General features: G+C 45.2%; 7 protein-coding genes. 2 read left to right on the top strand and 5 right to left on the bottom strand.

The annotated features are described in order from the left end of the window. Positions 1-11: 11 nt before the first annotated feature. The 4 genes from VN429_RS01010 to VN429_RS00995 all read right to left on the bottom strand — a co-directional run bounded on the left by VN429_RS01010 (position 12) and on the right by VN429_RS00995 (position 3862). On the bottom strand, positions 12-1355 hold the full coding sequence (locus VN429_RS01010) for an ABC transporter substrate-binding protein (RefSeq protein ID WP_325628832.1): 1344 nt from the start codon (positions 1353-1355) through the stop codon (positions 12-14). A gap of 67 nt (positions 1356-1422) precedes the next feature. Beyond that, positions 1423-1983 (bottom strand): manganese efflux pump MntP, encoded by a 561-nt coding sequence (locus VN429_RS01005; protein ID WP_325628831.1) that lies wholly within the window; start codon positions 1981-1983, stop codon positions 1423-1425. A 4-nt stretch (positions 1984-1987) separates the two neighbouring features. Next, complete coding sequence (locus VN429_RS01000; RefSeq protein WP_325628828.1) at positions 1988-2551, bottom strand: tetratricopeptide repeat protein; 564 nt, start codon at positions 2549-2551, stop codon at positions 1988-1990. Positions 2552-2665: 114 nt separating this feature from the next. Continuing rightward, on the bottom strand, positions 2666-3862 hold the full coding sequence (locus VN429_RS00995) for an aminotransferase-like domain-containing protein (RefSeq protein ID WP_325628826.1): 1197 nt from the start codon (positions 3860-3862) through the stop codon (positions 2666-2668). Between the two features lie 144 nt (positions 3863-4006). On the opposite strand from VN429_RS00995, the gene VN429_RS00990 reads away from it, so the two are divergent. After that, the gene (locus tag VN429_RS00990) at positions 4007-4765 is read left to right on the top strand and encodes a S8 family serine peptidase (protein WP_325628824.1); all 759 of its coding nucleotides are present in this window, start codon (positions 4007-4009) and stop codon (positions 4763-4765) included. 41 nt (positions 4766-4806) lie between these two features. Here the strand turns inward: VN429_RS00990 and VN429_RS00985 are convergent, their stop codons facing one another. Further along, positions 4807-5592, bottom strand: coding sequence for a carbon-nitrogen hydrolase family protein (locus tag VN429_RS00985; RefSeq protein WP_325628822.1), 786 nt, complete (start codon positions 5590-5592; stop codon positions 4807-4809). A 144-nt stretch (positions 5593-5736) separates the two neighbouring features. Between VN429_RS00985 and VN429_RS00980 the strand changes: the two genes are divergently transcribed. Further along, positions 5737-8302 (top strand): heavy metal translocating P-type ATPase (locus VN429_RS00980; RefSeq protein ID WP_325628820.1); only part of this gene is annotated, 2566 nt, incomplete at its 3' end.

Genomic DNA, 8302 nt, shown 5'->3' with positions numbered 1-8302 from the left:
GATAAAAAGGTTCAGGGTTTGGATACTCCGCCTTGCCTGATTGAATCAATCACACCTGCAGATGTATCCAGAATTTTTAATATTTCTTCTTGAGAAACGTTACCTTCGGGTGATATTATAGCATTTACAGCATTTTCAGTTACATTTCGGACCTCATCAGCATACTGACCCTTTTCAGCACTCACTCCGACCCGCATGCTTTCAGGTAATGCACGGTTGAATGGATTCATATTTAGATATGGATACGAGTCAAGTACAGTGAGGAGGGCAGGCTGATGACCAGACTCTGCCAAAGAAAATTGCACTGCTGGAGAGTAGAACCAGGTCAGAAATTCTTTTGCACGGTCTTGAGACCCATCTTTGAGTAGTCCAATCCCATCAATCCGCACCGTGATTGCCCTGAAAGATCCATCAGCAGTGATCTCACCAGGCAGGGGGATGTACCCAAATGAGAGATTATGCTCTTCAGCAGCGGATTGAATATCAGGGAACTGTGAAAACCATGTGACACCCATAGCAATGGTTCCTGAATCTAGAGCAATAGCAACATCTTTGTCCCCCCATTTCTCTGCCCCAGAAGGTTCATACCTGGAAAGGTTACGCATAGCAGTCATTGCTGTCACAGTCCTGCTGCTGTTCCATGTTCCTGCAGCCTTGTCAGATGCCCCGGATATAGCAGATCCATACGAGGTAACAATACTAAGCCAGGGAGAAGAAATGGGATCGGATCCCCCAAGACCTGCGAAACCAATCCCTGCAAGATTAGAAGAATTGCGGGAGAAAAATTCTGCGATGTCTTTAAGTTCACTATAACTTCCCGGTACTCCGAGAGGGTATCCATATGTTATACAAAAAGCTGCAGACTCCTTTGGATCATCCAGAAGGTCAGATCTGTACACAATACCTAACGCATCCTGGCTGAAAGGAAGGGCATAAATTGTACCCGTATGCTCAGGATATTCTCCTACCATATTGAGAGACGGTCGTTCAATAACACTCCAATTGACTGTGGAGTTGGTGCTTAAAAAGGTATTAAGAGGTTCCAACCGGCCTTTGGAGGCATAAACAGGAATGCGACTTATACCTGCAATAAGGAGGTCACCTTTTTGATGAGATGCCACATCGTCGCCAGTACTCTGGACCTGTTTTATAGAAACTGAAACCCCTGTCTTGTTCTCATATTCACGCCCAAGATTCTGAACCATATCCAAAGCATGAGGGTCATCAACAAGAATTGTGATTCCAGCACTATCAGGATTTCCAGAAAGCGACGGAGATGAGATGCAGCCGCATATCAGCAGGAAAAACACAAGGATAACAAAAGGTGAGAGAATAAAAAGTGGGCGAAATTTCAAGATGTGTTTCCATGTTGAAGAGCATATAAATGTAGCAGAATCTGTTTTTGATTGATTCATAGTAATTTTAACCTCCGATAATATGTTCAGCAAGGATCTTCAGACCTATAAAAATCAGAACAATCCCACCAATTATCTCGGCTTTTGAGCCAATATGATCACCAAAACGCTCACCGAGCAAAAACCCGCCCCCAGACATTACAACAGCGCAAACCCCGATAATGAGAGCAGGGATCAGGATCTGAACCTTCAATACTGCCAGGGACAGTCCTACAGCGAGTGCGTCAATACTTGTGGCAACAGCCAGGAGAAGGAGAACTGATATTGAGTAAAAATCGATCCCTTTCTCATCAGAATCCGATAAACCTTCCTCAATCATTTTTCCCCCAATGATTCCTAGAAGAATTGCCGCGACCCAATGGTCAAAAGGCTCAATCCAGGCGATGATGAATGAACCTCCTGCCCATCCCAGCAATGTCATGCCTGTCTGAAACAGGCCAAATAAAAATGCAATCCTGGATATGACCGATAACCGGTTCTCACGAACTGCAATTCCGCCAGCAATTGAGACCGCAAAACAGTCCATCCCTAGGCCGACAGCTATTGCAATAAGACTGAAAAAATCCACACTGTCACTCCAGAATCATACGGGATGCATTGGTAAGCCGGCTATCAATTTTGGATGCTGTAACAAATGCAAGATCAGCACGGTCATTAAGGTTCATAGCCGCAAGGATTACTCCTGCATTGAACCATATCTTCGGTATGGTTGGGAATTTAGTCAGAGCTTTTTCAATAGCCCCAAGTGCTGCCTCATAATCACCAAGTTTGTAAAAGAGTACAGTCAGATAATGCCATCTGATAGAACAGTCATCGAAATCTTCAGGGACCAGAGCCAGATCGCGAATCGCTTCTGTACTCATTCCTAGTTTATAGTGAGCAAAACCGCGTCGAAAGATGTATTCCGGATTTTCTGGCTGTTGCCGGACCAGTACTTCAAAATCGATTAAGGCTAACTGATAATCACCTACTTCAAGATGACACATCCCCCGATAGTAAAGAATGTCAAAATCATCAATGCCCCCATCAATAGCTTGGGAAAAATATGGGCAGGCCGCTTTCAGATCTCCATCGCGGTACTTTTTTAGACCCATAATATAGGCCTGTTTTGCCGGATCTGATCCTTCAGTGTTCATTCCTGACTGCATGCACTTGGGGTACTGTACGGCTGCATCCTATTTGGTTATGGTCCTGATGAGACAACAACCATAGCAGGCCTCATTATATCACGAGATATATACCATCACAAATCATAGCAGGGTTCTAATAACCTGTGATAGCCTCTCCATTCCTAAAGAGATCTGTTCAAGACCTACTGCCGAGAAATTCAACCTGATGGTATCCCTTCCACCTCCATCAATGTAAAAAGGAAACCCGGGCATAACTGCAACCCCATTACTGACCCCCTTCCTAAAGAGTTCCATTGAGTCAATACCAAAGGGAAGGGTAACCATCATGAACATACCACCTTCAGGACTGGTGTGATGAGTTCCGGGTGGAAACTGGTCATCAATGATCTCTTCCATGAGATGACAACGGTCCCCATAAATTTTGGCTGTCTCCCTGATGCGCTGATCGACATCATTAGTCTCCAGATATCTTGTCAGTACCATCTGCGAAAGCAGGTTGGAATGCAGATCTGAAGCCTGTTTAGCCCGGTTAAATTCTTCAATTACAGGATGAGGAGCCCATATCCATCCACACCGAAGCCCTGGAGATATTGTTTTTGAGAACGAACCAGTCATAACAGTCTGATGAGGGAGCCATTTCTTGACCGGGGCCCGGGGTCGTCCATTAAAGAAGAGTTCGCCAAAGGCATCATCTTCATACAGGAGAGTGCCTGAACCAACCAAAATATCAGCGACATCTTTACGAACATCAGAAGACCAGGTTATTCCGGACGGGTTTTGAGAGTTCGGAATCCCATACCAGAGTGCGGGATTATCAATTGCTACCCGTTTTTGCAAAACCTCAAGGTCAGGACCTGCAGAATCATCAAGAGTCTGAACTGAATCAATTACTGGTTCATAATAAGAGAAGGCTTCAATCGCCCCCAAATATCCGGGTCGTTCCATGAGAACATGATCACCAGGATTAATGAGTATTTTTGCGAGAAGATCTAGACATTGCTGCGAACCGTTTACGATCTGAATATCATTAGGATCTGCATTCAGGCCAAGACGTGAGCGGTACCTTTGTGCAATATAGGTACGTAGGGGAAGATATCCGTCTGTCGTTGTATACTGAAGAACAGTCTTTCCTTCCTGCGCGAATACGTCTTCTGTTGCCTTTTTAATCCCTTCAACATCAAATCGTTCGGCATCAGGCAGGCCACCGGCAAGAGAAATCACACCAGGCTCGGAAGAAACACGAAACAGTTCACCAAGAAAAGAGACAGGTACATGGGAGAGACGCTTGGAGAAGCGATATGATCCAGAGTCACCCATAAAAAGTACTATTAGTTCGGAAAAAATGAATCTCTTGTGATGAAACTCATGATAAAGGACTGCAAATAAACCCCGTTTGAATTACATAGATCAATTGGTTGAGCAAAAGCCTGAATAATAGTTCAGACAATACCATCATACGATATGAGACAAAATGCCCTCGTGCTAACCTTGATCGCAGGTCTCTTTCTTGCGGTGATCGTCCTGGCACAAACTGCACCATCTGAAGCAGTCAATAACACCACTGCAATACCGGGAGATAATAAAACAACACCCCCAACCCCGCCAAATGTTACCGCGTCGTCGTATGTACAGGGAGAACTATTGGTTCAGTTCAACACTTCAGCCTTTCCAAACAACCAGTCCATACAGGCTTACTCAATGCAGGCAAATGCAGCAATTGGTGCGGTTGTGAAGAACGATTATTCCCAGCAGGGCATACCGGGTCTTGAACTAGTAGTTCTACCACCAGGAATGACAATCGAGCAGGGAATCTCATATTACCAGAGTCTCCCAACTGTAAAATATGCTGAGAAGAATGCTATCTATTCGATTGCAAGTGCATCGGGCCAGAACAGCACCACCACCACTCCACCACCAGCAGGTAATACTTCAGCATCTGGAGGTCTTTTTGTTAGATATAATCAGACAGCCTTCCACACAACACAGGATATGTTTGTGTACGCAAATACGACAAATGCTGCAATTCATGCATCAGTCATGACTGATTACACAGCATATGGTATGCCTGGCCTTCAACTTGTGTCACTTCAGCCAAATATGACTACACAGCAGGGACTCACATACTACAGGAACGTCACCAATGTCCTTTATGCTGAACCAAATGTTCAGTATACAACACAGAATACAACCCAGACCCAGAACAACACTAAAAAGGCATAATTAATTTTTTGGAATATCACATCTTTTTTTCAAGTAATGCATCAGGGAAGGTTCTGATAGACTTCACTCCTCCGGTCACTATGTACAGGAAAACTTTCACGAATATCAACAACGAGATCTGGACTAATATCAGAGAAGAGAAGTTCTTCTACTTCCGATCCTCTGCAGATCACGGCCCCATCTGGACCAGCAATAAGTGAGCCGCCAGAATAGAGATCTACTGGTGTCTCTCCTACTGTATTAATCCCAGCCACATACATCTGAAACTCTGCAGCCCTGGCTGTGGCAAAAAGTTCAAAATATCGCATCCGGGAAGCCGGCCATGCACTTGGCACCATTACCAGATCTGCTCCGGTATCACGGTAAATTCTGAAGAGATCAGCAAACCTGAGGTCATAGCAGATTGCTATTCCGCACCTACAGCCCTCATAAGAGAACATCGCAATTTCTTCTCCAGGACAATATGCCTGATCCTCATGACCAGGTGAAAAAAGATGCATTTTAGAATAACGGGCAAGAAGATGGCCATCAGGAGCAATAGCGACAGCTGTGTTACGCGGACGAGGCTGATGCTTTTCACGGTATGAACCAAGAATTCCGATACTAAAATCGCAGGCATATTCACTTAAGACAGATACAATTTCATCACTTTCCGTCTGGACAAAATTCTTTCCATCCAGTGGATCCCAACCGGTTATTACCTGCTCGGGAAATGATATAAAAGACGCATCATATTCTACCGCTTCAGCAATTCTGTTTTTTATTGAGGTGAGGGTACATTCAGGATTCTGCCAGCAGGGTGATATCTGGGCGGTGCAGAGTATCATATCGAATAGTGATCATCTCTTTCTATTTAAGAAAACGGCAGGAAAATTCAACGACTTGAGACGACAATGAAGATACAATCAGGCATTCTTCACTACACAAGAACGGCAGGGTAAATAGATCAGATCAGGAGAATTAGGATAGAAATGGCAGATGATAAAAATCAGAAGATAGAACTGGCTATTTCAGGAATGCACTGTGCCAGCTGTGCTATTAACCTAGAGAAAGGGCTGTCTTCTGCAAATGGAGTTTCCAATGCACAGGTCAACTTTGGAACGGGAAAAGCAGTTGTAGAGTTTAACCCAGCAGTAACAGACCATGTAACTCTTACCAGAGAAGTTGAAAAAAGCGGTTTTCAAGTTATCAATGAACAGGTCACAATCCGGATAGGCGGGATGACCTGCGTTATCTGTGCACAGACAATCGAGACAACTCTGAAAAACCTGGACGGGGTTGTTACTGCCACCGTAAACCTTGGGACAGAACGGGCATATGTAACCTATAATCCTTATGTTGCCACGCTATTTCAGATGAGGGACGCCATCACAAAGGCCGGATACCAGTACCTTGGTACAGATAAAGAAGGGACCCTCATAACAGGTGATGATGGAATTAAGGCAGACCTCCATGACAAACTTACACGGGTAATCGCAGGGTTTGCAATATCAGCCATCCTCATGGGCTTAATGGCGGCACCCAAAGACCTGATGCATCCACTAATCTACCTTCAGTTTTTAATCGCAACTCCAGCATTTTTCTGGCTTGGCATGCCGATATTCAGGGCTGCTTTCACATCACTGAAGAACCGGACCCTGAATATGGATGTCATGTATGCAATGGGTACAACGGTTGCTTATCTTGCAAGTGTGCTTGGAACTTTCGGCATAGTGCTTGATATGAGTTATATCCTGTACGAAACTGCAATCATGCTCACATCATTCCTCATGCTCGGGAGGTACCTGGAGGCGAGAGCAAAAGGAAGGACCTCATCGGCAATTCAGTCCCTGATACGGCTACAAGCTGATACTGCTGCAATTATCAGGGGTGAGGAAGAAATCAGAGTTCCGATTGAGGATGTAATCGTTGGTGACAAGGTGGTCATCAGGCCAGGCGACAGAATCCCGGTGGACGGCACTGTTATCCTTGGATCAAGTTTTGTTGATGAATCCATGGTGACCGGTGAACCTCTCCCAGTTGAAAAATTACAAGGGGATGAGGTCGTTGCCGGGACTCTTGCCACATCCGGAAGTCTGACATTTCAAGCACAGCGTATCGGTGCAGATACGATGCTCTCGCGGATCATCAGATTAGTAGAAGATGCCCAGGGATCGAAACCTTCCGTTCAACGGATAGCAGATACTGCTGTCACATGGTTCATCCCGGTTGTCTTAGTAATCGCAATCGGAGCATTTTTCTTCTGGTTCTTTGTCGCTGGTGCAGGTCTTCAGTTTGCCCTTCAGACCTTGATCGCAATTCTGGTGGTAGCCTGCCCTTGTGCACTTGGTCTTGCAACACCAACTGCCATCACCGTCGGAGTTGGAAGAGGAGCTGAACTTGGAATACTCATCAGAAACGGTGAGAGTCTTGAGGTTTCAGATCGCCTGACTACGGTTCTTTTTGACAAAACCGGTACCCTTACACAAGGAAAACCTGTAGTAACTGACGTTGATGTATTCACCGGTTCTCGCCCACTTCTCCTCTCCTATGTTGCGGCTCTTGAACATCTTTCAACTCATCCTCTTGGTGAAGCAATTATCTCGAAAGCAGTTGAGGAAGGAATAGAACCGGTAGATGTCAGCAGGTTTACTTATCTTCCCGGGAAGGGCCTGATGGGAGAGATCGCCGGAGGAATGATCAGGGCAGGAAATCAGCATTTTATCACGGAAGCTGGGGTGCCGGTCGAATCGGATGCGAATCAACAGATAATAAAAAGACAGGAAGAAGGAAAGACCACTGTTCTTGTATCCAGAGACGATCAACTTCTTGGACTCATCTCAGTCGCTGACTCAGTGAAACCATCAGCTGCGTCTGCTGTTGCTGAATTGAGACAGATGCAGATCTCTTCAGGAATGGTGACCGGTGATAACCAACGGACAGCCCAGGCAGTGGGACAGATGGTTGGGATAGACCGCATTATTGCCAATGTGCTTCCTGACGAGAAAGAACATGAAGTTTCCCGGCTTCAGCAGCAGAAAGAAGTGGTGGCTTTTGTTGGGGATGGGATTAATGATGCACCTGCACTTGCCAGAGCAGATACAGGTATTGCAATAGGATCCGGAACTGATGTTGCAATAGAAAGTGCAGATATCATCCTTGTAAGAGATGAGATAACCGATGCCGTTGCTGCTATTCAACTGGCAAGAAAAGTTATGGGACGAATCAGACTCAATCTCTTCTGGGCGTTTGCATACAATATTATTCTCATACCTCTAGCGGCGGGCCTATTCTACCCAGTAATTATCTTCAGACCAGAATATGGCGCCCTTGCCATGGCACTCTCATCAGTGACAGTAGTATCATTATCATTGCTTCTACGGAAGTACACCCCTCCAATCCGCATGAAAAATCCACGGACACTATCTGAAGATACCGCCATTGATCCGGTATGTGGTATGGATGTTAAGATCTCAAATGCTCAGTTCACGACCACATACCAGAACAAAAAATTTTACTTCTGTAGCAAGGGATGCCATGATGCATTTGAAATGAATC

It is taken from the genome of Methanospirillum sp. (genome assembly GCF_035560735.1).
Lineage (GTDB): Archaea > Halobacteriota > Methanomicrobia > Methanomicrobiales > Methanospirillaceae > Methanospirillum.
The sequence above is the reverse complement of the archived record's forward strand: the minus strand, read 5'-3'. Positions and strand labels throughout refer to the sequence as shown.